The sequence below is a fragment of the Bradyrhizobium sp. USDA 376 genome (assembly GCF_054063675.1).
In genome coordinates, this window is sequence record NZ_JBSSGN010000001.1 from 5,826,456 (window position 1) to 5,849,464 (window position 23,009).

31 protein-coding genes are annotated in these 23,009 nt (G+C 62.6%); 27 read left to right on the forward strand and 4 right to left on the reverse strand.

Translation table 11 applies throughout. The features are described from left to right. Window positions 1-213 precede the first annotated feature (213 nt). The 21 genes from ACVJ19_RS26820 to ACVJ19_RS26920 all read left to right on the forward strand — a co-directional run bounded on the left by ACVJ19_RS26820 (window position 214) and on the right by ACVJ19_RS26920 (window position 15,208). Entirely contained in the window at window positions 214-435 is a 222-nt protein-coding gene (locus tag ACVJ19_RS26820) for a helix-turn-helix transcriptional regulator (RefSeq protein ID WP_453952141.1), read from the forward strand. Then, window positions 432-635: a hypothetical protein gene (locus ACVJ19_RS26825; RefSeq protein WP_453952143.1), complete on the forward strand. Its 204-nt coding sequence runs from the start codon at window positions 432-434 to the stop codon at window positions 633-635. Before ACVJ19_RS26820 ends, ACVJ19_RS26825 begins: the two co-directional genes overlap by 4 nt. Continuing rightward, window positions 632-916, forward strand: coding sequence for a hypothetical protein (locus ACVJ19_RS26830; RefSeq protein WP_453952145.1), 285 nt, complete (start codon window positions 632-634; stop codon window positions 914-916). Before ACVJ19_RS26825 ends, ACVJ19_RS26830 begins: the two co-directional genes overlap by 4 nt. Next, window positions 913-2,490 carry a DNA primase family protein gene (locus ACVJ19_RS26835; protein WP_453952146.1) on the forward strand — a complete coding sequence of 526 codons (1,578 nt, stop codon included), beginning with the start codon at window positions 913-915 and terminating at the stop codon, window positions 2,488-2,490. The genes ACVJ19_RS26830 and ACVJ19_RS26835 overlap by 4 nt, the downstream gene beginning before the upstream one ends. A 157-nt stretch (window positions 2,491-2,647) precedes the next feature. Continuing rightward, entirely contained in the window at window positions 2,648-2,968 is a 321-nt protein-coding gene (locus ACVJ19_RS26840) for a helix-turn-helix domain-containing protein (RefSeq protein ID WP_453952149.1), read from the forward strand. A 154-nt stretch (window positions 2,969-3,122) separates the two neighbouring features. Next, window positions 3,123-3,476, forward strand: a complete 354-nt coding sequence (locus ACVJ19_RS26845) for a hypothetical protein (RefSeq protein ID WP_453952151.1) — start codon at window positions 3,123-3,125, stop codon at window positions 3,474-3,476. Continuing rightward, window positions 3,473-3,907 (forward strand): hypothetical protein, encoded by a 435-nt coding sequence (locus ACVJ19_RS26850; protein ID WP_453952153.1) that lies wholly within the window; start codon window positions 3,473-3,475, stop codon window positions 3,905-3,907. The genes ACVJ19_RS26845 and ACVJ19_RS26850 overlap by 4 nt, the downstream gene beginning before the upstream one ends. Further along, the gene (locus ACVJ19_RS26855; protein WP_453952155.1) at window positions 3,904-4,296 is read left to right on the forward strand and encodes a Mor transcription activator family protein; all 393 of its coding nucleotides are present in this window, start codon (window positions 3,904-3,906) and stop codon (window positions 4,294-4,296) included. Before ACVJ19_RS26850 ends, ACVJ19_RS26855 begins: the two co-directional genes overlap by 4 nt. Before the next feature lie 256 nt (window positions 4,297-4,552). Next, complete coding sequence (locus tag ACVJ19_RS26860) at window positions 4,553-5,293, forward strand: hypothetical protein (RefSeq protein WP_456739458.1); 741 nt, start codon at window positions 4,553-4,555, stop codon at window positions 5,291-5,293. Further along, window positions 5,290-5,640, forward strand: a complete 351-nt coding sequence (locus ACVJ19_RS26865; protein ID WP_453952159.1) for a hypothetical protein — start codon at window positions 5,290-5,292, stop codon at window positions 5,638-5,640. Before ACVJ19_RS26860 ends, ACVJ19_RS26865 begins: the two co-directional genes overlap by 4 nt. Beyond that, the gene (locus ACVJ19_RS26870) at window positions 5,637-5,822 is read left to right on the forward strand and encodes a hypothetical protein (protein ID WP_453952161.1); all 186 of its coding nucleotides are present in this window, start codon (window positions 5,637-5,639) and stop codon (window positions 5,820-5,822) included. Before ACVJ19_RS26865 ends, ACVJ19_RS26870 begins: the two co-directional genes overlap by 4 nt. A gap of 244 nt (window positions 5,823-6,066) precedes the next feature. Further along, window positions 6,067-6,258, forward strand: a complete 192-nt coding sequence (locus ACVJ19_RS26875; RefSeq protein ID WP_453952162.1) for a hypothetical protein — start codon at window positions 6,067-6,069, stop codon at window positions 6,256-6,258. 53 nt (window positions 6,259-6,311) lie between these two features. After that, on the forward strand, window positions 6,312-6,530 hold the full coding sequence (locus ACVJ19_RS26880) for a hypothetical protein (protein WP_453952164.1): 219 nt from the start codon (window positions 6,312-6,314) through the stop codon (window positions 6,528-6,530). A 59-nt stretch (window positions 6,531-6,589) separates the two neighbouring features. Beyond that, entirely contained in the window at window positions 6,590-7,459 is an 870-nt protein-coding gene (locus ACVJ19_RS26885) for a ComEC/Rec2 family competence protein (RefSeq protein ID WP_453952166.1), read from the forward strand. Then, the gene (locus tag ACVJ19_RS26890; RefSeq protein WP_453952168.1) at window positions 7,456-8,112 is read left to right on the forward strand and encodes a hypothetical protein; all 657 of its coding nucleotides are present in this window, start codon (window positions 7,456-7,458) and stop codon (window positions 8,110-8,112) included. The genes ACVJ19_RS26885 and ACVJ19_RS26890 overlap by 4 nt, the downstream gene beginning before the upstream one ends. 88 nt (window positions 8,113-8,200) lie before the next feature. Beyond that, complete coding sequence (locus tag ACVJ19_RS26895; protein WP_453952170.1) at window positions 8,201-8,515, forward strand: hypothetical protein; 315 nt, start codon at window positions 8,201-8,203, stop codon at window positions 8,513-8,515. A gap of 314 nt (window positions 8,516-8,829) precedes the next feature. Then, window positions 8,830-9,729, forward strand: coding sequence for an HNH endonuclease (locus ACVJ19_RS26900; protein ID WP_453952172.1), 900 nt, complete (start codon window positions 8,830-8,832; stop codon window positions 9,727-9,729). A 253-nt stretch (window positions 9,730-9,982) separates the two neighbouring features. After that, entirely contained in the window at window positions 9,983-10,279 is a 297-nt protein-coding gene (locus tag ACVJ19_RS26905) for a hypothetical protein (protein ID WP_453952174.1), read from the forward strand. A 291-nt stretch (window positions 10,280-10,570) separates the two neighbouring features. After that, entirely contained in the window at window positions 10,571-12,796 is a 2,226-nt protein-coding gene (locus ACVJ19_RS26910; RefSeq protein WP_453952176.1) for a hypothetical protein, read from the forward strand. A gap of 179 nt (window positions 12,797-12,975) precedes the next feature. After that, window positions 12,976-14,232, forward strand: a complete 1,257-nt coding sequence (locus ACVJ19_RS26915; RefSeq protein ID WP_453952178.1) for a serine hydrolase domain-containing protein — start codon at window positions 12,976-12,978, stop codon at window positions 14,230-14,232. A gap of 94 nt (window positions 14,233-14,326) precedes the next feature. After that, the gene (locus ACVJ19_RS26920; protein ID WP_453952180.1) at window positions 14,327-15,208 is read left to right on the forward strand and encodes an AraC family transcriptional regulator; all 882 of its coding nucleotides are present in this window, start codon (window positions 14,327-14,329) and stop codon (window positions 15,206-15,208) included. A gap of 144 nt (window positions 15,209-15,352) precedes the next feature. Here ACVJ19_RS26920 and ACVJ19_RS26925 read toward each other — a convergent pair whose 3' ends face one another. Beyond that, complete coding sequence (locus ACVJ19_RS26925; protein ID WP_453952181.1) at window positions 15,353-16,495, reverse strand: FAD-dependent oxidoreductase; 1,143 nt, start codon at window positions 16,493-16,495, stop codon at window positions 15,353-15,355. On the opposite strand from ACVJ19_RS26925, the gene ACVJ19_RS26930 reads away from it, so the two are divergent. Continuing rightward, window positions 16,424-17,245, forward strand: coding sequence for a TetR/AcrR family transcriptional regulator (locus ACVJ19_RS26930; protein WP_453952183.1), 822 nt, complete (start codon window positions 16,424-16,426; stop codon window positions 17,243-17,245). The genes ACVJ19_RS26925 and ACVJ19_RS26930 overlap by 72 nt on opposite strands. 31 nt (window positions 17,246-17,276) lie before the next feature. Here the strand turns inward: ACVJ19_RS26930 and ACVJ19_RS26935 are convergent, their stop codons facing one another. Then, window positions 17,277-17,732: a DUF3592 domain-containing protein gene (locus tag ACVJ19_RS26935; RefSeq protein WP_453952185.1), complete on the reverse strand. Its 456-nt coding sequence runs from the start codon at window positions 17,730-17,732 to the stop codon at window positions 17,277-17,279. A gap of 304 nt (window positions 17,733-18,036) precedes the next feature. Between ACVJ19_RS26935 and ACVJ19_RS26940 the strand changes: the two genes are divergently transcribed. Beyond that, a complete protein-coding gene (locus ACVJ19_RS26940) occupies window positions 18,037-18,699 on the forward strand; it encodes an SRPBCC family protein (RefSeq protein WP_453952187.1) in 663 nt (220 codons plus the stop codon). After that, a complete protein-coding gene (locus ACVJ19_RS26945) occupies window positions 18,699-19,061 on the forward strand; it encodes an ArsR/SmtB family transcription factor (RefSeq protein WP_453952189.1) in 363 nt (120 codons plus the stop codon). Before ACVJ19_RS26940 ends, ACVJ19_RS26945 begins: the two co-directional genes overlap by 1 nt. Window positions 19,062-19,184: 123 nt before the next feature. Here the strand turns inward: ACVJ19_RS26945 and ACVJ19_RS26950 are convergent, their stop codons facing one another. Then, window positions 19,185-19,685 carry a peptide deformylase gene (locus ACVJ19_RS26950; RefSeq protein WP_453952191.1) on the reverse strand — a complete coding sequence of 167 codons (501 nt, stop codon included), beginning with the start codon at window positions 19,683-19,685 and terminating at the stop codon, window positions 19,185-19,187. A gap of 79 nt (window positions 19,686-19,764) precedes the next feature. Between ACVJ19_RS26950 and ACVJ19_RS26955 the strand changes: the two genes are divergently transcribed. Both ACVJ19_RS26955 and ACVJ19_RS26960 read left to right on the forward strand, forming a co-directional pair. After that, on the forward strand, window positions 19,765-20,349 hold the full coding sequence (locus tag ACVJ19_RS26955) for a TetR/AcrR family transcriptional regulator (protein ID WP_453952193.1): 585 nt from the start codon (window positions 19,765-19,767) through the stop codon (window positions 20,347-20,349). 105 nt (window positions 20,350-20,454) lie between these two features. Then, window positions 20,455-21,045 carry a DUF308 domain-containing protein gene (locus tag ACVJ19_RS26960; protein ID WP_453952195.1) on the forward strand — a complete coding sequence of 197 codons (591 nt, stop codon included), beginning with the start codon at window positions 20,455-20,457 and terminating at the stop codon, window positions 21,043-21,045. A 145-nt stretch (window positions 21,046-21,190) separates the two neighbouring features. On the opposite strand, the gene ACVJ19_RS26965 is transcribed toward ACVJ19_RS26960, so the two are convergent. Continuing rightward, window positions 21,191-21,787 (reverse strand): phasin family protein, encoded by a 597-nt coding sequence (locus tag ACVJ19_RS26965; RefSeq protein ID WP_453952197.1) that lies wholly within the window; start codon window positions 21,785-21,787, stop codon window positions 21,191-21,193. Window positions 21,788-22,019: 232 nt separating this feature from the next. On the opposite strand from ACVJ19_RS26965, the gene ACVJ19_RS26970 reads away from it, so the two are divergent. Then, window positions 22,020-22,961, forward strand: a complete 942-nt coding sequence (locus tag ACVJ19_RS26970) for an alpha/beta fold hydrolase (protein ID WP_453952199.1) — start codon at window positions 22,020-22,022, stop codon at window positions 22,959-22,961. Window positions 22,962-23,009: the final 48 nt, after the last annotated feature.

Genomic DNA, 23,009 nt, shown 5'->3' on the forward strand with positions numbered 1-23,009 from the left:
GTTTTTTTATTGCGTTCAAGCAGCTTGATCGTCGCTGTACTGCACTGTTTCAAATTGTTGCAATTGCAGTCGAGGTAAAGATTCCCCTCTGAGAAATCGCGCCTAAATCTCACGCGTATTCATTGGACATCATTTGCGCTCACGGCGCTTTATTGTGTTTTTTGGTGGGGTGCGCAAAATCGCGTCCCATAGCAACACACGGAATCGCAACAAATGCGCCTCAATACTTTTAAGCCTCATTCGCTGGATCGATTCATTCGCCAGCGCCAATTACTCGAAGGCGGTTACGTTCCGTTTTCTCACGCGACGCTTTGGCGAAAAGTCGCGGACAAGACGTTTCCGGCTCCGGTGAAGCTGTCGGCCGGGGTGACTGCCTGGCGGGAAAAGGATGTGCTGGAGTGGCAGCGTACTCAGTCGGAAGCGACACCAGCATGAGGACCGGAAATAAGAAAGCGCTGCGGGTGGGGACCGAGCAGCGCCTTCAGGAAGCAGGCAAAACCAATCACGACTTTACCAAGGTGAATTCTATCAATCATCGTATTTCAGCGCAAATCCGATCGGCCCAAACGTTGGCCAACGACAACGCACTAATTGGCGCGCAAATGCAGCGCACGCTGGCTGGGGGTGCGGCATGAGCGAGCGCGAAATCTCCAACCCGGCCGACTTCCTCGCTTGGCACCGTGAAGCGCAGGCGGGGCTTGAACGCCGAGCAGCGTTGATGCGCCAACAGATGGAAAAGAATGCAATGCGTTGGGTGCAGCGCGAGGTAAAGAGCGGCTGCGACATCCAGGAGGCAGGCGACCGATTTGTGAGGGCAATGAAAAGCCTTCGGACACCAGCGGACCAAGCCGCCGCTGCAGTCGTCGCGCTGTCGCAGATCGGCTGGAGGCCAAAGCAGCGGGGGCGTGCTGAATGAATGCGCCTCTGTCGCACGATGAAGCCAAAGCGTTTTTCGATGGATTGTCGAAGCGCATCGCACGAGAGAAAAACGAACGTGCAGAACGCGGCGAGACGCTGCCCGATCTGCCGACGCCGGACCCGCGCGCGAAGCAACGGCCGCAGCGCAAGCCGGCTCCAATGCCCATGCCGCCAGTGAAGCCTGTAGACGGCGAGCGCTACCAAGAAGGCGACGACGCGCTGGCAGCATCCGATGTGCGCGTGTCGATGATCCTGGCCGAAGCGATGGCGGGTCGATTTCTGTTTGAGCATGGTTCGAACAGGTGGCGGACCTATCGCGGCGGACGCTGGGACGAATGCACGGTTGGCGAGGACATCGAAGAAGCCAAGCTGCTAGGGCCGGCAATGCTGCGTGAAGCGGCCACCATCGCGGCGACTGAGCCTGATGCAGCTGCTCGGTTGACGCGGCTTGCCATGCGCGCCATGTCGTCGGCTGGCGTCGGTGCCGCGCTGAAGCTCGCGCAGTCCGATCCGCGCCTGGCGGCACACACCAGCGAGTTCGATCAAGACCCCGATTTGCTGAACGTGGCAAACGGCGTGATCTACCTGCCCACCGGCGAGCTGCGCCCGCACGATCCGGCCCTACGCATCACCAAACAATCGCCGGTCGAGTATCTACCTCGCGCGGCCGCGCCGCAGTGGCTGAAGTTCCTGGACGAAATCAGTTGCAACGATCCCGACTGGGTGGACTACCTGCGCCGAGCGCTGGCTTACACGCTGAGCGGGCGCGTCGATCAAGAGAAGTTTTTCTTCATGCTCGGTGGCGGCGCGAATGGCAAAAGCGTGCTGGTCAATCTGATGCAGCACATCCTGGGTCCGTATGAAACCAGCGTGCCGCCGAGCTTTCTTGAAGAACTGCGCAACAAGGATGGCGAGGCCGCCAGCCCGGTGAAAGCGAGCCTGCAGGGCAAGCGCATGGCCCTCGCCAACGAAGTTCGCGCGGGTTCGACACTCAGCGAACAGGTAGTGAAGGAAATCTGCAGCAACGATGCGATTGCGGCACGCAGGCTGTACGGCGACACGTTCAGTTTTCGGCCCACGCACAAGCTATGGGTGCGCGCCAACAACCGGCCCATCGTGAAGGACACCGACGATGGAATTTGGCGGCGCTTCGACCTGATCCCCTTTGACCGAAAGTTTGAAGGGCACGAGAAGGACACCCGCCTGGGCGACAAGCTCAAGGCTGAAGCGGCGGGCGTGCTGGCGTGGCTGGTGGCGGGTTATGCCGAATACGCTGCGCGTGGCCTCCAGCCTTGTGCGCGAGTGGCCGCAGCGTCTGCTGCATATCGGCGCGAATCGGACGTGTTCCTGCAATGGCTCACGGACGAAACGATGCAGGGACCGACTGAAGCATGCGAACAGAAGCGCGCCTATGGCAGCTATCGCGACTGGTGCGACGAAAACGGGCACCGGTCCTGGTCGAAGAAATCGTTCACCACCGAGTTGCTGAAGCGAGGCTTCAGTGAAAGCAAATCCGGCCACCTGCGCAATTACCGGGGCTTCAACCTCTGTGCCGACAACCGGCCGTTTTGAAGTTTGGACAGGATGGACAGGATATAGGGCTGTTCAGGGTAACTTTCTCAATTCACTTCATGAGAGAACTTCCCGGAAACACCCCTAAATGCTGTCCAAGCTGTCCAAAACGTGAAAGCGTTTAAACACATAAAGAGTTCAAAAATGAGATTTGAGAATGAGTGGTCAACAGACGCGCAGCGAAGCAATGCGCCATCTACTGCACCTGATGCGCTCGCTGTCTCTGCAGCTGCTGCGGCAAGAGCGCTTCGGTGCGCACAGTGGCGACGTGCTGTTGATGTGTGCGGTAGCCATCGGGCATGCCGAGCACAAGCCCATGACGGCCTTGAAGCTGGGGCAGTACGTGGGTATCCCGAGGGCTACGGCAGCACGCAGGCTGCAGCGCCTGGAGGCCATGGGCCTGGTGCGTCGAGGGGAGCGCGGCAGGTACGCGCTGACTGCCAAGGCGGTGCGACGTGTCGAGGCGACCGGGCGCTAGATGCAACGCTGTTGCAACAACACAACGCTATAAAAAAGATAGCGGGTCCTTCCGGGCACCGGGTACTAGGGCGGGGGTATCAGCCCCGCGACGCTGTACCTCTCGGTGGCCTTAAAAAACCCATTTCCGTTTCATCAAGTGAAATCAAACCATCATGACCGCTGAAAACACTTTCGAATCCACCGCCACCGAGCTGGCGGAAATGCACAGCCTCACCACGCGCCGCGTGCGTCAGTACGTCGAGGACGGCGCACTGCCACGCTTGGCACGGGGCACCTTCGATGCTGGGTGGTTTGCCCACCTGCGCATCGGCGAAAAGGTGGCCGCTAACCTCCGCAATCGGCCCGCTGCACGCGACCTGGTGGCGATGGGCTGGCTGTCCGCTGTAGGGCGCGAACCGAACGATGCAGACCTGGAGGCATTCGGAAATCTGTTCGAACGCAATGGCCTCTCGCGAGCCGTCGCGATGATGGCGCTGGGTGCCGCTTCGGCGAGGCGCGCAGCATGACGGTGCTTGCATTCGACGGCCAGGTGCTGGCGGCCGACCGTCGCACAACCGACCACCGAGGCGCTGTGCAAACCACTACGAAAATTCATCGCTCACCTGGCGGCGAGCTGCTGGCCGGCACAGGCGACGCGGCGGTGTGCGCCGATCTGAAAGCGTGGTATCTCGCAGGGGCTCGCCCTGACGATTTCCCGGTGACGGCGCGCGCCAATGTCGCCGACCTGTACGTGTTCTCACGCAGCGGCGTCCTGCACTACTACGCTGGCCCCCATCCTTGCACCATCGAATGCCAGCACGTTGTCGCCGGCTCTGGCGGCGAAGTGGCCAGAGGTGTCCTGCACATGGGGGGCACCGCCGTGCAGGCCGTGGAAGCCGCATGCCTGTATCGTGGTGACTGCGGCGGTGGCATCGACACGCTGGGGCTAGTGCCATGACGGCACCCCTCCCTGGCATCGCCCAGGAAATCGCCGATGTCATCGGCCGCGAACGCACGCTGTTCCTGATCGGCCAGTTGCCGCGCCATTTCGGTGGCGTGCCGGGAAAGAAATGCTGGCGGGTGCTGCTGTACGTGCCTCGCGTTGACCGTCTGCGCGACGATCACCGCCTGGTGGCCATCCTGGGCCGCGCCTATGCCGAAACGCTGTGCCAACACTTCGGCGGCGAAATCCTGCAGGTTGCGAACTGCAACAGCGTAGCAGTTGCCTTTCGCAATCGCGAGCTACTGAAATCTGCCGCAGCGGGGCTACCTCGTTCCGAGCTAGCGGCGATCTTCGATTTGACCGAACGCCGAGTGGCGCAGCTGGTGGCGAGAGCTCGCACTTGACTGGAAATACCCCCGGAGGATTTGCAGGCGGGTAATCACGATCATGGGCACGTACATAGGAATTAACAACTCACCCCCATGACCATCAATCACACCAAACTTGCCAATCTGATCCGCTCGGCGCGCTCCGCGCAGGGCTTCGCGCCGCAAGACCGCGCCCATCCCGCAACCAGCAAGCCGCCAGCTGTTGTTGGCATCGTCCGATTGAGCGAAGCGCTTCCCGCGCCCACTCCCAGAAATGTCCCGCGAGTACGACATGCGCACGCGGTCCGCTCCGGCAGGCAGCACGAACAGCATTTCGCATCAGCTGCTCGAAAACAGCCGCGTCGCTCGCGCTGGAGCCGTCATCATCCCGGTGGCAGATGCCCCTGACACGGTGAACAACGACAGCGGCATCGTTGCCTGGTACAAGCGCCCGACCCGCTTCAGCGTAGTGACTGCCGCGCCGTTTTCGGTGGTTGCCGATGGCGCGGATGTGCCCGTGGTCGAGCCTTCCGTTTTCCGCGCCGGCATCGACCTGGGCGAGGCCGCAAGTCATGGCATTCGCTTTGAGTTGTCCCGCGCCGACCAGCGCGAACGCAGCGACGAAGAAGTTGCCTTCGAAATTTCCCGTTCGTTTGCGCTGGGCCTCGCGCAAGTCGCAGACAGCGTGTTGCTCGCCGCCGTGGCCGCCGCAACCCCCAGCGCCTTTACGTTGGCAAAGGCTGCCACCAAGGGCCTGATGTTCGGCGAGCTGCGCGCGATTGCCGGCACTACTGCTGCTGGTGCGGCTGTAGGCGCTGACGGTGTGCTGCGTGCTGCTGGGATCAGTGCAGAACTGACGGACCAGACGGCCGGGACGTACATCGGCGCTTGGTACCGCAGCGCCGTGGGTGTTGATGATGAGATTCGTGTAGTCATCGAACGGCGCGACTTGCAAGGCCGCCTGCAAATCACGGCCTTCGTGAACGCACAGGCGCTGCTGCCGGACCCCGCCGCGTTCTGGACCGCAGCATGAACGCTGTAGCTCTCAGACGTGCAGCCAGGCGCGAGAGCGCTGCGGCGGCCGAACAGGAAGCGGAACTGCCGGGTTCTGTGCTGCGAGTGCTGGATGGCACCAAGCTGCACCAACGGCCATCGGGCGATGAAGAACGCATTCTGGTGTGCATCCCCGGCATTCAGGCGCTGCCGTTCATCGGCCCTGACCAAGCAGCAAAGGCCCTGTCGGCGCACTTCGACCTGCAGCCGCGACAGTTGGAAGCCGCCGTGGGCTACCTGTCTCGTGTGGTGAAGATTCGGCGCAGGGAGCTGAAGCGCCAACAACGCGGCACCGGCTTCGCACTTCGCTGGAAGGAAGAACTGTGAACCAGAAACCTGAACCCAGTCGCGCAGATGCGCGCATCAGCTTGGTAGTGCCCTGCGAACTGCGGCGCGCTGTCGAGAAGCACCAGCAAACCATTTCAAAGCGCACAGGCTGCAGCGTCAGCCTGAACAGCGCGGCCACCAGTCTGCTGAAGCAAGCGCTGCAGCAAGCCGGCACGGCCTGATGAACACCCGTGCCAGCGGGCAACCTGGCGGGACATGAACGGTTGGATTGTTCCGGCGCGCGCGGCGTCGGTGAGCAGAGGAAGTCCCCCTTTGCACCGCGCACTTTTCGGGCTGGCGTGACCCTCTCACGCCGATGTGGCAACCAACATCGAAAGATAGCGGTTCTGAATTTTCGGTGACGCGCGGCATCGTAGCCGGCCACATGGCAACCGCGCACCCATCACACAAGGCACACACCACACCATGGACCTGTTCAGTTTATTTTCGCTCGCGAATGCCGAGGCTGATCGCATTGCCCTTGATACGACTGTTCCTGCGACCGACCGGCAAGCTGCGGCACAGGTGCGGGATGCCCTGAAGAACCTGCGGGGCACAGCGTTTCGGCTGCGGGGCTACCTGCCGCCAGTTAAGCCCACTCCAGTGGACGCGACGTAGCACTGACTAACCTCCAGCTATCGCCTGGTGGCGCTCCCATAAAGAACAACCGAATGAACGAAACAAATTTCATTGATGGCCGACTGGATCGCGCCATCAAAACCCTGAGCGCTCAACGTGCGAGGCTCGAAGGCATCGAACCTCAACACCCCAGCGTGAACAGCGTCGCGCATGAGCTGCGCATCGCGGCAAGCGAATTGATGGTGGCAGCGATCTGCCTCCAGTCCCAGCAACGGGCCGCAGCGCATCCACACCCCCTGTTCACAACTTAATTTCACTGGCCTTGTCGCCTTCAGGTTGCGCTATAAAGGGCAATCACTGGGGGGGCGGAATGCCAGGCTCGATGCTATTGCGGATTTGGGACGTGGAGCACGGCGCGTGCGCGATGCTGCATCACACGCTGAATGGTGTTGCGGGTCGTTTGGCGATGATCGACAGCGGCGACACGCACGACTGGACGCCAGCAGATTTCATCACAAGGAATCTGGCCCGCCGCAGGCTTGACTACCTGTTCATTACGAACGCCGACCAGGACCACATGAGCGGGCTTCAGGGCCTGTGGGACGCTGGAATCGAAGTGCCCGTGATGCACCACAATCCAACCTTCGGCCCGCAGGCGTTCGAGGCAGTGAAGCGTCAAAGCGGGCCGCTGACGCGCGACGCGCAGCGCTACATGCAAAACATCGGCACGTTTACTGCGCCGATTGATTACCCCTTCAACACGAACATGGGCGGCATCACGGCCACGATGTTCTACAACGCTTGGCCGGTTTTCCAGAAGACGAACGATCTGAGCCTTGTGGTGTTCATCAAGTACGGTCCGTTCGGCATCCTGTTTCCCGGCGACCTGGAGGGGCCTGGTTGGCGAAACCACCTTTTGAACCCCTCATTCCGCGCAATGCTTGCGGACGTTGATGTCCTCGTTGCCTCACATCATGGCCGCGACAACGGGTACTGCGAAGACGTTTTTGCCTATTGCCATCCAATGGCAGTAGTGATGTCGGACAAGGCCATCGTGCACGACACGCAAAACATGATTCAGGCCTATCGCAGTCAAGTGGTGAAGCGCAACCCCAACGGTGTGTTGGTCCGAACCTCCGGGCTTAACAGGCGGGTGCTCACCACTCGCAAGGACGGCTGGATTCAATTCGAAGTAGACGACCAGGGAAACTTCAACATCGACACCGAGTATCGGGGATGAAAACACGCTCCAACGTCCTGAAGGCGTCCAACATGAAATGGCTTGCCGGGTTGGCGGCATTCGACATCGCAGCGGTGTTGTTGTTCGTGGCGCCGGGCCTTGTTGACGCCAGCACGCTGGCACTAATGCGCCTAGGGTCTGCCACGGCGCTGCCGGTGCTCGTTTTGCTATTCACAGGCTTGCTGTCTCACGAAGCCAAGGCTAGGCTTGTCTTCTGGAGGATTGCCAACCCGCAGCCGGGAAGCGAGGCGTTCACGAAACACGCGCCGGCTGATGCCCGTATCGACATGAAGGCGCTGGCTAAAAATGTTGGGGCGCTACCAACCGAGCCAAGCGAGCAGAACGCGAAGTGGTACAAGCTCTATCGCCTGGTGGGGGATGATCCGGCCGTGTCTGAGGCGCACAAGCTGTTTCTGATGTACCGCGACATGGCGGTGATGTCGCTGTTCCTAGCACCGCTCGCGCCGGCTGCGCTTTGGTATGCCGGCGCACCAGCGGGCAGCCTATGGGCCGCTGGCGGCATCTTCGCCGTGCAGTACATGGTGTCCGCCATCAGCGCCCGTCACAGCGGCACGCGCTTCGTGTGCAACGTGCTGGCGATTCATTCGACGCGCAAGGTGCCGGCAAAAACGCGTGTCGGTGGGCAGCCGTGAGCGCCTTCGCCGTGGCTCACCACCAGGCCCGCTTCGGCGGGCTTTTTGTTGAGTGGTGCGATCATTGGGCTTCAGCACAGGAAGCACCATGGCAACAAGACAACCCGTGACCAGCAGTGACTTGGTGGACGAACTCACATCCATCGTGGCGCTTCTGAACGCGCAGAAGGCGGCGATCCAAACTAACAGGGACGCGCTCTCAATCGTTGCGCGCGACATTGGCAAAGCGATGAAGGAAATCGAGGCCCGGATATGTGCCTTCCGCCTCAAGATGTCGGCGGGTGTGCGCGCTCAGAGGCCGCCGCGCCCCAAGGCTGCGCCGCGTAAGCCGGCACGCTCAAGCCCTGTATCAGAGGACGAAGCGCAAGCGTTTGGCGACAGATTGCGCGGTAAGCTGGGTTGACGGTATGTTTGACGGTATAGCGAGAATGCAACGCCCGGAGCGCCTTTATTCATGCGGGTTTCGCTTGCCAGTTGATTATCGAGTGGGAGTGAGGGGCTGCTAAGGTAGCCCCAAGTATTCAAGGATTAGGAACTCATGGCCGATTTGGCGAAATGGAGACGCGACTGAGCACGCGGTGACTGCCAAGCAAGTTGCAGGTATTGCATCTCGCTTTGGATCGTCGTCTTAGCGCGTAGGATGGTGGAGCGCAGCGAAACCCGTCGCCGGTGCAGACGGGTTTGACGCGTGTCGTTGCCGACGGGTTGAACTGAAGCATGGGATTTGGGGTATTCATCCATCGATCGGACTCGATCTACGATGACAGCCCGGCTGAACGATACCAGTTTCCCAGTCAGTACTTGCGCCGCGTTCAAGCCTGCATTGGCGATTGGATCATCTATTACGAACCGAGCAAGGTAGCCGAGACGCGCGGCTACTTTGCGATTGCCCGGGTTCAGCAGGTTATTCCCGACCCAGGTGCTCCGGGAATGTATCTCGCGCTGATTGAGCCGGGAAGCTACCTCGATTTTGCGAACCCGGTTCCTTTCAACGGCGCAACTGGTCCCGTTGAGCGCGGCGTCTTGAACGAGCATGGGAGAATTTCGGGGCGCGCTCAGTCGGCAGTCCGCCCAATATCGCCGGACGACTTTAATAGAATACTTGAACTCGGTTTCGCAGAAGGCGCGCCGTTGTTGCCCCGAGTTGATAGCGATGTTCGATTGTCTCAACTCGATGAGGATCAGGCGCCGTTCATATTTGAGCAGCAACGAGATCGCATCAGCCTCACGGTATCAAGAGTTCTGCGCGATCGCGTTTTTCGCCGGATCGTGCTGCGCGCCTACGACGAGCGCTGCGCCATTACCGGGCTGAAGCTCATCAATGGAATGGGGCGCGCAGAAGTCGCGGCGGCGCACATTCGGCCTGTGGAGGCAAATGGGCCGGACATCGTGAGCAATGGAATCGCTCTGTCCGGTACTGCTCACTGGATGTTCGACCGAGGTCTGATCAGCTTGGCCGATGATCTGGAAATCTTGATCTCGCGCCAGACAAACGACCTGGAAGGAGTTCGATCAGTCATCAATAGGACCGGTCGTGCGCTTGAGCCAAGAAGACCATCGGATCGGCCTCATCCACATTTTTTACAGTGGCACCGCGAGCACTGCTTTAAGCAATGAGCATGTAAGCAGTATCTCGCTGCTTCAGCTCCACCCATTCATCTCGCTCTCACCCCGGTGCCCAATTGTCGCACCTACGCTGTGAACCGCTTCACACACACGTTCACATCAACCATGCGACAAAATACCTGCTGTGATTGTGCGTGGTAAACCACCACCACATCAGCCTGAAATGAGCTGCACACGCCAGAACGACATGTTGAAATAGCCTTCAACCGGCTGATCGCCGGTCGATGAGCTACGGAGACACGCTATGGCTGACACACACGGACAGAGCATGGTTGGGACGTGGACCAAAACCACGGCGGCTGCGTGCGCAGACAAATATCCCGCCACCCTCACATTCCTGGCCGGCACCTACCGCGGCATGCGCGGCGAAGGGCAGGGCATGGTGTGGTGGGATGCGGGAATCTACCGTCTCGAAGATTCCAAGACACTCGTCGTCGGGACGGCGAACGATGAGCTTGTGACCTATCACATTTCACTCGAGGCCGACCGATTTGAGTTCACGGATTCAGAGGGCTGTCTTGTGACGTACCGGCGCGCCTAAAGCGCGATGAGATTTGGATGAATCGTCATCGCGCTTTAGGTTGTTGTTTACGCATGATCTTTCCGGAAAACCGCTTCGCACTTTGCGCTAACGCGGCCCTCCGGGTCCGGATCATGCTCTAGGATTGCGCGCCGGATTTTTTTCACGCCCGATTTTTTACGCCCTGGCCAACAAGAAACTCGCTTCAACCGCCAACGAGCCCGCTGCTCATGTCGATCGCCTCCACGTTTTCAACGAGGAGATTACGACATGTGCAATTGCTCAGAGCATGAATCGACAAGCCTATCGAAGATGACCGAGGCTTCGGTCGCGCCGGCCATGAAGCCGCAGGTCCCCCTGTCGCGCCAGATCAGTTTCAGCGATGACGATGCCGGCGACCACGCGGCCTCGACCGATCTGCAGCCGATTCCGCCGTTCAGGCTCTGCAGGCTCGACTTCCGCGAAGGCTGCTACCAGATCAACATCAGGCCGACGGCCGGCCTCGTGTCCTTCGAGGGCACGCTGCGCGTCGATCGCTCGGCGCCCGACGGCGGCGCGGACCATCTGATCGTCAGCGGCGATCTCTACTCGAAGCGGCCTGTGATCGGTCCGATCCCGCCGATCCCGCCGCTGCCGCCTGTGGGCAACAGGGACGAAGATGAAGCAGCAGCGGACGCAGGCCTGACGAGCCTTGCCGCGTCGCTCAGCGCGGTCGATGAGCCCTTGATTCCGCTTCCGATCCGCAGGCCAAGAATCCCCATCTTCCCCCGCGCGCGCTATCATTCCTATCTCAGGGTGACCAGCGTGTCCGCGCCGATCGCGGTCCCGGTGCCGAAGAAGTGCGAGCTGACGATCGTCGCCGAGCAGTTCAACTACACGCAGCCGCCGGCCGGCCAGTTCAAGGGCACGTTCCCGTCGACGCCGTCGCGCACCGTGACGATGAAGCTTGCAAAGGTGCCGGCGCCGTTCCCGTTCTCCCTGACCGGCGGGCCGTTCTACCAGGGCCGGCTGTTCGAGGGCGGCGTCGACAAGGGCAGCGTCACGCTGGCCTGGGTGTCAAAGTTCTTCCGCCGCTGCACGCTGGAGATCGACACGCTGGCCGGCGCCGTCAGGCCCGCACCGGTGCCTGATGGCGCCGGCGGCACGGAGTTTTTTGACACGGTCTTTGCCAAGACCGGCTGGCAGCTGACGGTGGTGCAGGACCAGCTCAACGTTCCCGTGCCTGCAGGCGTGGTGGCGACCAATTGCTGGAGCTCTTCGGACCTGCACGCGCTGATGACCAGCGTACGCAAGCCGTCGACCAACCTCGACACCGAATGGCGCGTGCACATGATCGTGGTGCCCGCAAAGCTCGGCTGCTCGCGTGGCATCATGTACGATCAGATCGGCGTGCCCCGCGAGGGCTGCGCCAGCTTCTCGGATGACGGCTATCCCGTCGCGGACTCCTCGAACTTCGGCCTTGCCGCCAACAAGAAGCAGCGCGACGTGCCGCGTGCGTTCCTGCGCAGCGCGACCCACGAGCTGACCCACACGCTGAACCAGATCCACCAGGAGCAGGAGACGGCGGCCGACAACTCGATCATGACCACGACGCCGAGCGTCGCGGACGTGCTCGGCGGTCCCGCGACCGGCGCGCCCGGCGTATTCCCCGACCAGATCAAGCTCGCGCACAACACCAATGTCCGGCATCACCTCAATCACATGCCCGATCCCGTCATTCGTCCGGGCGGATGGCCGTTCGCAAGCTGGTTCCCGACCGGCGCGCCGCAAGCCGCCGACCGGCACGACTTCGAGCCTTCCGAGCTGGCGCTGACGGTGACGGCCACGACCGACCGCGTCGCGCTCGGCCAGCCGCTGGATCTGACTTGGACGATGACGAACAACAGCGGCGTGTCGCTGCGCGCGCCGAACGACGTCAGCACCGAGGCCCTGTTCACGTCGATCACCGTCACAGACGGCGAGGGGCGCGAGCGGCCGGTGCGGCCGTTCGTGATCCTGTGCGAGCACGCAAAGCTCGCCGAACTCGAGCCCGGCAAGAGCGTCACGGCCTCGGCAAAACTGTTCTGGAGCACGGCGGGCTTCGCCTTCGAGAAGCCGGGCCGCTACCGCGTCGACGTCGCGGTGTCGTGGTCGGCGCAGGGCGTGATGGTGGGCGTGCAGTCCGGCATCGACGTGTTCGTCGATTATCCGACCAGCGCCACCGACAACCATTCGGCCAATCTCGTGCTGCATCCCGAGGTCGGCAAATGGGTCGCGCTCGGCGGCGATGCCTATCATCTCGGTGAAGCGTGCCGGCGCTTGCAGGCGCTCAGCCAGACCGAGGCGCCGGCAGCGATGGCCGCCGGCGACGGTGCGCCCGCGCCAAGCGTGCTCGCCGGCTTTGCCGACCTGATGCCCGACCGCGCCAAGCTCGCGAGGTTACGCCCCGAACTCACCGCCGACAGCGGCGGCCGCGCGCCACGCGGACCGGCGCGAACGGCGGCGCCGGGACGTAAGCGCGCGGTGAAGGCAAAGAAGCGCACGGGGCGAAAAGGGTAGGGCGTTTCGCCTGGCCTCGGTGAAGACCGTTGGCGTTTGAATGACGGCCGCAGCTACGACGACGTCGTCGCAGGTGTGGCCGTCACCTCTGGCGCGTATGTGCCCAGCACAAACGCGGGATGTCTGCCGTTTCATCCGGTGCTACGACACCTGCCACGCCTGCTCCGGAGCCAACGTCCATGTCAACCACCGTCGCCGCCCAGCCGCCCGCAACATCCGCCGAGACCGATCCCGAAACCCTCGGCTGGATGCGCGGCTTCCCGCCGGCGCCGGCGCGGACGATCACATTCCAGAACGGCTCCTTCCGCAGCTTCCCCGAGCTGCGCTGGGCCTGGAGCAATGTGCGCCAGCTGGTGCCGACCGTGAACGTCTGGCGTGGGCCGGGGCCGGCCTCGGTGTTGCCGCGCGAGGACCACGACATCGGCGCGTCGTCCTCGATTACGATGGACGGCCGCCCGATGACGTTCGCAAAAATGCTGGAGGAGACCTACACCGACGGCATCGCGGTGCTGCATCGGGGCAAGCTGATCTATGAGCGCTATTTCGGCGCGTTGAAGCCGCACAAGCCGCATATCGCGATGTCGGTGACCAAGTCGTTCACCGGCGTGCTCGCGGGTATGCTGGTCGCCGAGGGCAGGATCGATCCCCAGGCGCCCGTCACGGACTATGTGCCGGAGCTGAAGCCGAGCGCGTTTGGCGATGCGCGCGTGCACGAGGTCATGGATATGACCACCGGCCTCGAATACACCGAGGTCTACACCGACAAGAACTCGCATGTCTGGGGCCTCAGGCGCGCCAACGGCATGGCGCCGATCCCGCCCGACTATGACGGCCCGACTAATATTTTCGATTTCCTCGTCGCGCAGAAGAAGCAGGGCGAGCACGGCAAGGCCTTCGCCTACAAGACCGTCAACACCGACGTGCTCGCCTGGATCATCAGGCGCGCCAGCGGCATGACGCTGTCCGATCTGCTCTCCGAGCGCATCTGGCAGCCGATGGGTGCGGAGGAGGACGCGCATTATCACGTCGACCGCATCGGCACCGAGAGCGGCGGCGGCGGTCTTTCCACGACACTGCGCGATCTCGCCCGCTTCGGTGAGACCATGCGCAACCACGGCCGCTTCAACGGCCACCAGATCGTGCCGTCGAGTGTGGTCGAGGACATCGCGCGCGGCGGCGACCCCGAAAAATTCAAGCCGGCCGGCTACATCACGCTGCCCGGCGCCTCCTACCGCAATCAATGGTGGGGCACGCACAATGAGCACGGCGCCTACATGGCGCGCGGCGTCTACGGCCAGGGCATCTATGTCGATCCCAAAGCCGAGATGGTGATCGCGCGCTACGCCTCGCACCCCGTCGCCGGCAACGCCGCCAACGATCCCGTGACGCTGCCGGCCTACATGGCGCTGGCGAAGCAGCTGATGGCGGGCGGGTAGGGCAATCTACGCGTTCTTCCCTGCCAAACCGCAAGATCGGTCGAGCGCACCACGGCCGTCTGCGGCTAACTGCAGCCGTCACGGAGGAGGGACGATGAAGGCGGCGCTGCAGAACTATCAGGCCCGGATGCGGCGGGTGCTGGAGCATATCGACCGGCATCTCGACGATGATCTGGACCTGGACAGCTTGAGCGCTGTTGCAGCCTTCTCGAAATTCCATTTCCACCGGCAGTTCACGGCGACCTTCGGTCTATCAGTGCATCGCTATGTCCAGCTGGCCCGTCTGAAGCGCGCGTCGCATCGGCTGGCCTACACGGGCGCCGAAAGCGTCACGGACGTTGCGATGGAGGCCGGCTACGACGCACCGGACGCCTTCGCCCGCGCCTTTCGGCGACGGTTCGGGCAATCGCCGTCGTCGTTCCGGAACTCTCCCGACTGGGAGCCGTGGCTTGCGGCCTTCGGGCCTCTCGACAATGCGAGGAGCAAGCTCATGCAGAAGACCTTTACCACCGACGACGTGACCATCCGCGATGTGCCTACCACGAAGGTGGCGATCATGGAGCATCGCGGCGACCCGGCGACGCTGCCCGCCACCATCCAGCGCTTCATCGCCTGGCGCAGGAAAGCCGGCCTGCATCCCAGCACAAGCCCGACCTTCAATGTCTGGCGTTCCGAGCGGCGTCCCTCGACGCCCGCCGACTACAGCGTGGACCTCTGCGTCGGCACCGACCAGCTGATCGCTGCGGACGGCGAAGGGATCGAGGCCGGCGAGATCCCCGGCGGCCGCTGCGCGGTGCTGCGCGTCGTCGGCCACACCGACAATCTGGAGCCCGCCGCGCTCTATCTCTATCGCGACTGGCTTCCGGCCAGCGGCGAGGAGGTGCGCGACTTCCCGATCTATTGCCAGCGCCTGAGCTTCTTCCCGGAAGTGCCGGAGCATGAGACGGTCGCGGAGCTGTTCCTGCCGCTGAAATAGGTGTGGTCGCGTAGGGTGGATTAGCCCGCGGCTGCGCGAAGCGCAGTCTGCTGACGTAATCCACCTCTTCAGCTTCCGCGGGGACACATAGTGGTGGGTTACGCCGAGCAGATGCGCTTCGCGCATCTGCAGGGCTAACCCACCCTACAGGTCCTGCGCCATCTCGCGCATGCCCGTGAAAAACTCCACCAGGCTAGACGGCGCGCGTTCGCCGAGGCAGAGCTCCAGGATCTCATGCGCGCCCACCGCGGCTGATCCGCTGCGGGCAAACATCGCGCCTTCGTAACTCGCAAGCGCGGCTTCGATGTCGTCGGGACGTGCGGCGATGGCCTTGCCGAGCTCGGCGCCGTCGAGCATTGCGAGGTTGGCGCCTTCGCCGGCGGGCGGCATCAGATGCGCGGCATCGCCGAGCAGGGTGACGCCGGCCACGCGCTCCCAGCGATGCTGGTTCGGCAACGCATGGATCATGCGCAGCACCGGCGGCGTGTCGGCGGCGGTGATCAGCGCGGTGAGCGCCGGCGCCCAGCCGTCGAACTCGGCCGCGATGCGCGCGGCAGCAGTGGGGCCGTCGCTGAAGTCGATTCCGGCGATCCATCCAGCGGGCCGGTTCAGCGCGATGTAGGCGTGCAGCGTGCTCCCGGGCTCGCGATGCGCAAAGATGCCCTGGCCGGGCGCGACCGCGAACAGTCCACCGCCGCCGACAGCTTCAGCCGTCGCCTTGTGCCGCGCGTCGGCGTCGTGGAGATACATCTCGATGAAGCAAGTGCCGACATATTTTGGTTCAGCATTCGACAGCCGCGGCCGCACCTTCGACCACGCGCCGTCCGCGCCCACGAGCAGGTTTGTGCTCACGCTGGAGCCATCGGTGAATGTCAACTCATGCCGCCCGGCGCCATGTGTGACAACACCGGTGAGCTTCTTGCCCCATTGGATCGCCTCGGCGGGCAGGGAGTCCAGCAGCAGGCGCCGCAGGGCACCCCGATGCACCTCGGGCCGTCCGCCTTTGCCGTCATCGGGCTCGTCGAGCAACACGTGGGCGTGCTGGTCGAGCACGCGTGAGGCCTGGCCGCCCTCGTGGATGAGGCCGCGGAACTCGTCGAACAGGCCCGCCGCCTTGAGCGCGAGCTGTCCACTGTCGTCGTGGATGTCGAGCATTCCGCCTTGTGTGCGAGCCGTCGCCGAAGCTTCGGCCTCGTAGACGGTGGCGGGAACGCCATGAAGGTGGAGGACTCGCGCGAGGGTGAGGCCGCCGAGGCCTGCACCGACAATCGTGACCGGTGGCGTCATCGGGCGTTCTTTACGAAGGTTATGGAACGATGTTCCATAGTATTGGAGCAACGTTCCATTCATGTCAAGATGGCGTCCATGGCGAAGAAGGCTCACCGAATTGAACGCCGCACCGACGCATTGTCCCGCGAGCGGATCATCGCGGCCGCGATCGACATTCTCGACAGCGGCGGCGAGGGCGCTTTGACCGTCCGTGCGCTCGCTGCGCATCTCGCGACGGGAAGCGGCGCAATCTACTGGCACGTCGCCGACAAGAACGAGCTGCTCGCTGCGGCGACCGACGCGGTGATCGCGCGCGTCATGAGCGAGATCGTCAGCGGCGCCAAGCCGCGCGAGGCAATCCGCGCGGTGGCTCTTGGGGTGTTCGACGCGATCGACGTCCATCCCTGGGTAGGTGCGCAGCTCTTCCGCGAGCCGTGGCGACCCGCGATGCTGGAGATCGTCGAGAGCGTCGGCGGCCGGCTCGAGGCGCTCGGCGTGCCCCGGATCGCGCAGTTCGACTCCGCGTCCGCGCTCGTGCACTACATCCTCGGTGTTGCCGGGCAGAACGCCGCGAACGCCCGCGTTCATGCACCCGATACCGATCGATCGGCCTTCCTTGCATCCGTCGCGGACCGGTGGGCGGCGCTCGATCCCGCGAAATATCCGTTCGTGCGACAGATGGCGCCGCAGTTGCGCGATCATGACGACCGCGCGCAATTCCTTGCCGGCGTCGATCTGATCCTGGCCGGTATCGAGGCCGTTCGATAGGCAGCGAAACCCATCGAGCGAGCCGTAAGTTTCAACCGACGAAAAAAATGGCGCCGAGCGGAAGTCCGGTGATGAAGGCCAGGAACGCGAGGTAGAGCAGGTCTGCCACCGGACGGCCGGCTTCGCGCGCCCGGCCGGGTTTTGCCGGATCGTAGTCCACCTCGACCTGCGCGCCGATCCGGCGCGTGGTGTCGTTGCAGCCCAGCACCGAGGTAAACGTGAACTCCCGGCCGGACACATCCTTGAACCGGATGATCGGCCGATCGGGAGACTCGTCACCGGGATCGATGCCGACGACCGTGCCGGCCGTGCGGCGGCCCCTGCGCAGAAGAACGAGGTCCCCATAGAGGTGGCCGAACAGCACGACGGCAAAGCCGGTGCCGACGAGGAAGAAGTAAGTCTGCTCGACCGATGGATTGAGCCCGACCAGTCGCGCGGCAGCCTGAAAAGGCATCAGCGCCGTCTCGAACAGGGCGGATACATTCATCCAGAAATGATTCCAGATCTGCTGCAAGGTCGATCTTCAACCTTTGGCTTGGAATGGTATCAGCCGTCCGCCTTCTGTCGCTCTAGATCAAATGCGGCTTCCACGCCAGTTCGATTGCCCCAGTCAGTTAAGGACAGGTGATAACGAGCCCGCTGATGCTGCGATGGCCGGTCAGCGCGTATCAACGATTGGCCGAAGTTACGCGTCGCCAAACCGTCACAATGCATTTAATATAAGTATTGACTTATATTAGTGAGGGGCGATATTTGCCCGTGTGCTCAACGAAAGCAGGGGAGGACCGCAAGTGGAGATCGACGTCGCCAGGGTCTTGGGGCTTGTCACGCGCTCGGTGAAGAATTTCGAGAAGGACGGAAAACCGGCCAGTACGGTGACACTGACACGTCTCTACGAGACGAGCATCGACGATCTCTGGGACGCGGTGACCAGCAAAGAGCGCATTCCGCGCTGGTTTGCGCCGGTCGAGGGAGACCTTCAGCTCGGGGGAAGATACCAGGTCAAGGGGAATGCCGGCGGCACCATCACTGCGTGCACGCCGCCGACGCATTTTGCCGCGACATGGGAATTCGGTGGCGCGATGAGCTGGATCGATGTCAGGCTGACATCGGAGCGAAGTCAGGCGCGTTTGACGCTGGAGCACACTGCGATCATCGAGGACCACTGGAATCAGTTCGGTCCAGGTGCGGTTGGGATCGGTTGGGATCTCGCTCTTGCGGGACTCGAGCGATATCTTGCGACCGGAGCATCGGTCGATCACGAGACGGCCGAAGCATGGATGCGCTCGCCTGAGGGCAAGGACTTCATGGCGACAAGCGGCGAATATTGGCGCGCGGCGCATGTCTCAAGCGGGGTGGACCCGGCTTCGGCAAAGGAGCGCTCGGACCGCACCATCGCATTCTATCGCGGCGAGATGCCGCCCGACATCGCGCATCCGGGCACGGGAAGCTGATGCACGCCTTCGAGGTCCTCGCCGATCCCGTCCGCCGTCGCATCCTCGAGCTGCTTGCGCCCGGGGAGATGGCGTCCGGTGAGGTCGTCGAGGTGATCGGGAGCGAGTTCGGGATCACCCAGGCGGCCGTGTCGCAGCACCTCAAGGTGCTGCGCGAGAGCGGCTTTGCAACGGTTCGGGCGGAGGCGCAAAGACGCCTCTATTCGGTCGACGTCGCAGGGCTTCAGGCGGTCGACGCGTGGATCGGTCGGTTCAGGAATTTCTGGGAGCCGAAGCTCGACGCGCTCGCGACCGAAATCGCGCGCGGCAAGCGGGAGCGCCGCAACGCGCCGATCACCAAACGGAGCGGAAAGAGGGCGTGAGCGCGAAAAGGCGTGTAGGGTGGATTAGCCGGCGGCGGCGCGAAGCGCAGTCCGCCGGCGTAATCCACCATTCTCTCGCGGCGCCGTGCTCAAATTGGTGGATTACGCTGTCGCTAATCCACCCTACGAATTCCGAGCCATCTTCTCGAACTTCTTCACCAGCCGCTCGCGCTTCAGCCGCGACAGCCGCTGGATCCAGAACATGCCGTCGAGCTGGTCGATCTCGTGCTGGTGGCAGACGGCGCGCAGGGCCTCCGACTCTTCGGTCTGCAGGTTGCCGTCGAGATCCTGGTAGCTGATCCGCACGCGGGCGTGGCGCTGCACCTCGTCGTTGACGCCGGGCATCGAGACGCTGCCTTCCTTGTGCATGATCATCTCGGGCGAGGCCCATGTGATCGCCGGATTGACGTAAGTCTGCGGCCCCGCCTTGGTGGCGAGCTCGAGCACCACGACGCGCAAGGGCACGCCAATATGCGGCGCCGTGATGCCGATGCCCGGCGCGGCGCGCATCGTGTCCAGCAGGTCCTGCGCGAGGTCGCGCAAGCTCTCGTCGAACGCGGTGACGGGGCGGGCCGGCATTGCGAGACGGCGGTCGGGGTAGCGGACGATCGGGCGAATGGTCATTTGAGGGCTCCTACCACTCACGGATGGTTGAAGCATCCCATTCTTGACGCCCTACCAACTGGAAGGTAGTTAACTCGCCATGACCAACGTTTCCACGACCGCCGACGACATTCTTGCCTGCGCACGCAGCTTGATCATCGCTGGCGGATATAACGGCTTCAGCTACGCGGACATCGCCGACGTCGTCGGCATCCGCAAGCCGAGCATCCACCACCATTTCGCCAGCAAGGTCGATCTGGTCCGCACCCTCGTGTCGCGGTACCGCGAAGAAGCGGAGGCGGGCCTGGCTGCCCTGGAGCGCAATGTCCCCGATCCTAGAGACCAGCTCAAAAGCTACGTTGCGTACTGGGAGGCGTGCATTGCGGACGCGACGGCGCCATTCTGCGTCTGTGCGCTGCTCGCCAGCGAGCTCCCGATGCTGCCGGAGGAGGTGGCGCTCGAAGTCCGCGCGCATTTTCGCGCACTGGCGTCGTGGCTGACGTCGGTGATGGAGCGCGGCAAGCGGAAGGGGCGGCTTCACCTCTCCAACTCGGCCAAGGTCGAAGCTGAAGGATTCATGGCAACCATCCACGGTGCGATGCTGTCGGCGCGCGCCTATGGCGATCCAAAAATGTTCGGCGTGATCACCGGCCCGCTGCTGGAGCGGTTGTCCGCCAAGCACTGAAAGATATCGGCGAGACGATGACAGCACCCCGCGCAGGCGAGCGGGGGGTGAGGACATCTTGCTGCGTGCGAAAACTACCAACTAGTAGGTAAAGGAGACACTGCAATGGCGCAATATCAACTGGACCTGGTTCGTGCCGAGCGCGAACGATGGCTGAAGCAATACTATTTCTTGCGAGCGGCGTTCTCCGTCGCGTGGGTCGTTGCCGCGTTAGCGGCCGGGCCGTCGTCTGCCGCGATCGCCGGCGTCTTGCTCGTGCTCTATCCGGCATGGGACGCCGCGGCCAATTTTGTGGATGGCTTGCGCAGCGGTGGGCTCAATCAAAACCGCACGCAGATGTTGAACGTCGTGGTCAGCCTTGCGACCGTGATCGCGGTCCTCCTCGCGTTGCAGGCGAGCATGAATTGGGTCCTTGGTGTGTTCGGCGCCTGGGCGATCCTGTCCGGATTGCTCCAGCTGGGGACGGCCGTGCGGCGCTGGAAGAGTTTTGGCGCGCAATGGGCCATGGTGCTCAGCGGCGGCCAGTCGGCCCTCGCTGGCGCGTTCTTCATCTTCCAGGCCACGACGCCGATGTCTCCATCGATCGCGACCGTCACGGGCTATGCCGCGGTCGGTGCGGTCTACTTCCTGGTCTCCGCCGTCTGGCTCACGGTCAGCGAATGGCGCCGGCGCGCCAGAACGGCTCAGCTGGGATGATCCGGTGGCGGGGTAAGTCGGGCGTGCGTCAACCGTCGAGCGTGCGGATGGCTCGCCACGCATCTGGATCCGATTTGCGAGCGTCACAGGAACAGGCGCGGCTGAGATTCCGCCGCGCACGTGCGCCATGATTGCGCAGCCGCGCCTAAGCAGCCTGCCGCATGCGTTCGATGCTCTGAGTTATGTGATTTCCAGCATCGTCAGCCACCTTCAGAGACAAGTCCGCCATCCGGCGGCTGGTATCCAAGGCGCTACTGATCGTGTCGCGCATCAGATCGGTTTGCACAGCCGCCCAATCTTGAGGAGTTCGGCAGCGCCAGAGTTCATTCGTGCGGTCCATGGTTCTCTCGATCTGCTGTCGAACGAAATCGAAGTACTCGCGCGACGCATCGTTCATTCCTTTGGCGACTGCGGTCGTAGAGTACATGATTGCTTCGGCATTGCGGACCGAGCGTTCCGCTGCCCGCTGCGCTTCATTGCCGGTCAAACCGAACGTGCGACCTAGCTGATCAGTCGAGCGGCCCATCATTGCCGTGGCCATGTCGACGCCGAAGCGCCAGGTGTTTTGCAACATCTCGGCATTTTGTCGCAGGAGATGGCCGCTGGCTTGCGTCACCTCCTCCCCGGCCTCGGCGGTAGCTAAGCCGATCCGTCTGGTCTGCTCAGCGGTCCTCTCGCCGGCGCGGCGGATTGTGTCCTGAGGACTTTGGGTGGACTTTTCCTCCTGGCGTGGATTGGCCATTCGTTGCTCCATCGTTCTTGTTGGTGAGATCGGATCCTGCTCTCCGTCACAGGTGCGATCCTCAGAGCAAACGTGGGCATTTCCGGACCGTTCCGGGGCGAGCGATCTTTTAATCAATCCTCCGTCATTGCGCGCAGGAACGAGCGCTTCAACTTCCAATTATTCCTTGGTTGGCTCGTCTGCTCCGCGCTGCGGGGCAGATGTTTTTAGCCCTGTATCTCAAGGCTCAGTAATGACCACCGCCGAAACCGTATTGTTCATCGCTGCCTTGTTATTGGCACTTCTCGTCATCGGTAACATCGGCTTCTCCAAACTGGCCGAGCGAAGGAATCCACCAATCGGCAAGTTTCTCGAGTGCGACGGCGTAATACTCCACTATATCGATCGGGGCGATCCCGCCGCTCCTTGCGTCGTGCTGCTCCATGGCAACGGATCCATGATCCAGGACTTCACAACCAGTGGGCTGGTCGATCTACTTGCTCGCACTCACCGCGTGGTGTGCTTCGACCGCCCGGGCTTTGGCTATAGTCAGCGGCCGCGGCTCCGAATATGGGGCGCACCGGCTCAAGCAGCCCTGTTGGTGAAGGCGCTCGGGCAACTCGGGATCCGTGATCCTGTGGTGCTGGGCCATTCTTGGGGCGCCTTGGTCGCTATCGCTCTCGGCCTGCGGAAGGATTATGCGATCCGGGGTCTTGTGCTTGCGTCCGGGTACTACTTCCCGACCGGCCGATTGGACGTGTGGTTGATGTCAGGTCCAGCCATACCGGTCTTGGGCGACTTGGTCAGTTACACTGTCGCGCCTATGATTTCGTGGGCCGTCTTGCCGGGAGCCCTCCGCAAGATCTTCGCGCCCCGGTCTGTACCGCTGACGTTCAAGAATGGATTTCCAGCATCTCTAGTTCTCAGGCCCACACAGTTGAGAGCGGCTGCGGAGGAAAGTGCACTCCTGATTTCAACCGCAGCACAATTCCAAGCCGATTATTCGACCTTGGGCCACCAGGTGCAAATATTCCACGGGGTAGAGGATCAGGTGATCGAACTCAGACAAGCGCGAGATTTACATAAAACGCTGCCTCGGTCCGATCTTCACCCCGTGCCCAATGCCGGGCATATGGTCACGCATGCAGACCCGGCTGCCATTGTGGAAGCCGTCAATTCAATGACGAACTCTTAAGGCCGGCAGCGTGTCTGTATCGGCCGATCTTCCGGTTCAGCAACTTCG

What these genes read in the sequence shown, in the direction of transcription:
- ACVJ19_RS26820 (WP_453952141.1), top strand. Translation starts at nt 214, where the DNA reads ATGCGCCTCAATACTTTTAAGCCTCATTCGCTGGATCGATTCATTCGC.
- ACVJ19_RS26825 (WP_453952143.1), top strand. Translation starts at nt 432, where the DNA reads ATGAGGACCGGAAATAAGAAAGCGCTGCGGGTGGGGACCGAGCAGCGC.
- ACVJ19_RS26830 (WP_453952145.1), top strand. Translation starts at nt 632, where the DNA reads ATGAGCGAGCGCGAAATCTCCAACCCGGCCGACTTCCTCGCTTGGCAC.
- ACVJ19_RS26835 (WP_453952146.1), top strand. Translation starts at nt 913, where the DNA reads ATGAATGCGCCTCTGTCGCACGATGAAGCCAAAGCGTTTTTCGATGGA.
- ACVJ19_RS26840 (WP_453952149.1), top strand. Translation starts at nt 2,648, where the DNA reads ATGAGTGGTCAACAGACGCGCAGCGAAGCAATGCGCCATCTACTGCAC.
- ACVJ19_RS26845 (WP_453952151.1), top strand. Translation starts at nt 3,123, where the DNA reads ATGACCGCTGAAAACACTTTCGAATCCACCGCCACCGAGCTGGCGGAA.
- ACVJ19_RS26850 (WP_453952153.1), top strand. Translation starts at nt 3,473, where the DNA reads ATGACGGTGCTTGCATTCGACGGCCAGGTGCTGGCGGCCGACCGTCGC.
- ACVJ19_RS26855 (WP_453952155.1), top strand. Translation starts at nt 3,904, where the DNA reads ATGACGGCACCCCTCCCTGGCATCGCCCAGGAAATCGCCGATGTCATC.
- ACVJ19_RS26860 (WP_456739458.1), top strand. Translation starts at nt 4,553, where the DNA reads ATGCGCACGCGGTCCGCTCCGGCAGGCAGCACGAACAGCATTTCGCAT.
- ACVJ19_RS26865 (WP_453952159.1), top strand. Translation starts at nt 5,290, where the DNA reads ATGAACGCTGTAGCTCTCAGACGTGCAGCCAGGCGCGAGAGCGCTGCG.
- ACVJ19_RS26875 (WP_453952162.1), top strand. Translation starts at nt 6,067, where the DNA reads ATGGACCTGTTCAGTTTATTTTCGCTCGCGAATGCCGAGGCTGATCGC.
- ACVJ19_RS26880 (WP_453952164.1), top strand. Translation starts at nt 6,312, where the DNA reads ATGAACGAAACAAATTTCATTGATGGCCGACTGGATCGCGCCATCAAA.
- ACVJ19_RS26885 (WP_453952166.1), top strand. Translation starts at nt 6,590, where the DNA reads ATGCCAGGCTCGATGCTATTGCGGATTTGGGACGTGGAGCACGGCGCG.
- ACVJ19_RS26890 (WP_453952168.1), top strand. Translation starts at nt 7,456, where the DNA reads ATGAAAACACGCTCCAACGTCCTGAAGGCGTCCAACATGAAATGGCTT.
- ACVJ19_RS26895 (WP_453952170.1), top strand. Translation starts at nt 8,201, where the DNA reads ATGGCAACAAGACAACCCGTGACCAGCAGTGACTTGGTGGACGAACTC.
- ACVJ19_RS26900 (WP_453952172.1), top strand. Translation starts at nt 8,830, where the DNA reads ATGGGATTTGGGGTATTCATCCATCGATCGGACTCGATCTACGATGAC.
- ACVJ19_RS26905 (WP_453952174.1), top strand. Translation starts at nt 9,983, where the DNA reads ATGGCTGACACACACGGACAGAGCATGGTTGGGACGTGGACCAAAACC.
- ACVJ19_RS26910 (WP_453952176.1), top strand. Translation starts at nt 10,571, where the DNA reads ATGACCGAGGCTTCGGTCGCGCCGGCCATGAAGCCGCAGGTCCCCCTG.
- ACVJ19_RS26915 (WP_453952178.1), top strand. Translation starts at nt 12,976, where the DNA reads ATGTCAACCACCGTCGCCGCCCAGCCGCCCGCAACATCCGCCGAGACC.
- ACVJ19_RS26920 (WP_453952180.1), top strand. Translation starts at nt 14,327, where the DNA reads ATGAAGGCGGCGCTGCAGAACTATCAGGCCCGGATGCGGCGGGTGCTG.
- ACVJ19_RS26930 (WP_453952183.1), top strand. Translation starts at nt 16,424, where the DNA reads ATGAAGGTGGAGGACTCGCGCGAGGGTGAGGCCGCCGAGGCCTGCACC.
- ACVJ19_RS26925 (WP_453952181.1), bottom strand. Translation starts at nt 16,495, where the DNA reads ATGACGCCACCGGTCACGATTGTCGGTGCAGGCCTCGGCGGCCTCACC.
- ACVJ19_RS26935 (WP_453952185.1), bottom strand. Translation starts at nt 17,732, where the DNA reads ATGAATGTATCCGCCCTGTTCGAGACGGCGCTGATGCCTTTTCAGGCT.
- ACVJ19_RS26945 (WP_453952189.1), top strand. Translation starts at nt 18,699, where the DNA reads ATGCACGCCTTCGAGGTCCTCGCCGATCCCGTCCGCCGTCGCATCCTC.
- ACVJ19_RS26950 (WP_453952191.1), bottom strand. Translation starts at nt 19,685, where the DNA reads ATGACCATTCGCCCGATCGTCCGCTACCCCGACCGCCGTCTCGCAATG.
- ACVJ19_RS26955 (WP_453952193.1), top strand. Translation starts at nt 19,765, where the DNA reads ATGACCAACGTTTCCACGACCGCCGACGACATTCTTGCCTGCGCACGC.
- ACVJ19_RS26960 (WP_453952195.1), top strand. Translation starts at nt 20,455, where the DNA reads ATGGCGCAATATCAACTGGACCTGGTTCGTGCCGAGCGCGAACGATGG.
- ACVJ19_RS26965 (WP_453952197.1), bottom strand. Translation starts at nt 21,787, where the DNA reads ATGGCCAATCCACGCCAGGAGGAAAAGTCCACCCAAAGTCCTCAGGAC.
- ACVJ19_RS26970 (WP_453952199.1), top strand. Translation starts at nt 22,020, where the DNA reads ATGACCACCGCCGAAACCGTATTGTTCATCGCTGCCTTGTTATTGGCA.